At 66.6% G+C, this 580-nt stretch carries 1 protein-coding gene; it reads right to left on the minus strand.

Annotated features, from left to right (window positions below):
* Positions 1–580 (minus strand): helicase-associated domain-containing protein (locus QP413_RS09870; RefSeq protein ID WP_284781596.1); only part of this gene is annotated, 580 nt, incomplete at both ends.

Raw genomic sequence — 580 nt, forward strand, 5'->3', positions numbered from 1 at the left:
CCGACCATCGTCTTGCCCGCACCACATGGCAGCACTACCACGCCCGAGCCGCCTTCCCAGAAGCTATCGGCCGCCATCTCCTGGTAGTCGCGCAGCTGCCATTCTTCGTGTTCCTGCGACAGCTCGATGGGGTGTGCCTCGCCGTCGACGTATCCCGCCAGGTCCTCTGCGGGCCAGCCGACCTTCAGCAGTTCCTGCTTGAGCCTGCCGCGCTCGGAAGGGTGCACAACGATCGAGTCCTCGTCGATCTCTGCGCCCAACATGGGCTTGATCTTTTTGTGACGCCGGATCTCCGTCAGCACAGCCCTGTCCGTCGTCTCTAGCACGAGCCCGTGCGCTGGGTGCTTGATGAGCTTCAGCCGCCCGTAGCGATCCATCGTGTCGGCAATGTCGATGAGCAGCGGCTGCGGGGCGGGGAACCGCGAGTAGGTTTCCAGCACGTCCATGATCTGCTCCGCGTCGTGCCCTGCCGCGCGGGCGTTCCACAGCGCCAGCGGGGTGATGCGGTAGGTGTGCACGTGCTCCGGCGCGCGCTCCAGCTCCGCGAACGGTGCCAGCGCGGTGCGCGCCTCCTGCGCCT

It is taken from the genome of Corynebacterium sp. UMB4614 (genome assembly GCF_030217065.1).
In the GTDB taxonomy this organism is placed as follows: domain Bacteria; phylum Actinomycetota; class Actinomycetes; order Mycobacteriales; family Mycobacteriaceae; genus Corynebacterium.